This is a genomic window from Laedolimicola ammoniilytica, assembly GCF_025567165.1.
GTDB classification, from domain to species: domain Bacteria; phylum Bacillota; class Clostridia; order Lachnospirales; family Lachnospiraceae; genus Laedolimicola; species Laedolimicola ammoniilytica.
Genome location: NZ_JAOQKC010000062.1, coordinates 1 through 671 on the forward strand (window position 1 = coordinate 1; position 671 = coordinate 671).

The 671-nt window shown below is 44.7% G+C and carries 1 tRNA gene and 1 rRNA gene; both read left to right on the plus strand.

What is annotated here, in order from left to right:
- Positions 1-139: 139 nt before the first annotated feature.
- A 5S ribosomal RNA gene (rrf, locus tag OCV63_RS17375) occupies positions 140-257 on the plus strand.
- Between the two features lie 8 nt (positions 258-265).
- Positions 266-339: transfer RNA gene (locus tag OCV63_RS17380), tRNA-Ile, on the plus strand.
- Positions 340-671 lie beyond the last annotated feature (332 nt).

Consider the following 671-nt stretch of genomic DNA (forward strand, 5'->3'; position numbering starts at 1 on the left):
GGTGCGGCTGGATCACCTCCTTTCTAAGGAAGAATTAGTAGAGGACGCAGAAATGTGTTAAGTACACTGTTTAGTTATGAAGGCTCGTAAAGAGTCTGACACTAACAATTACATATTGTATTAGGAAGTGTTCAAAACTTCCGGTGGCGATGCGCTTAGGGGACACACCCGTTCCCATCCCGAACACGATGGTTAAGACCTAAGCGGCCGATGGTACTATGTTGGAGACGATATGGGAGAGCAGGTGGCTGCCGGATTGATAACCGGGCTTATAGCTCAGCCGGTTAGAGCGCACGCCTGATAAGCGTGAGGTCGGTGGTTCGAGTCCACTTAAGCCCATTGGCTAAAAGAAGCGTTCCCTTTGGGGAAAGGCCCACTTTAGCTCGTTGTCAGCACATCAAATCTGATGAACTGACACCAAGATTTACATTGTACCTTGAAAACTATATACTGAAATATCTACAAGTTAAATTCAATCCTTAGAATGAATTTAACACAAGACATCCGAGGTGATTATCCTAAAAGGTAATTTTAAAGATAATCATACCAAGAGGACGAAAACCTCTTAAAAATAACAAACCTATGACCCTCATACAACGCTATGTATGAGCTGATTGCTCACCGGCAGTCAGAATGGTCAAGCGTGAAAGAGCGCAGGGTGGATGCCTTGG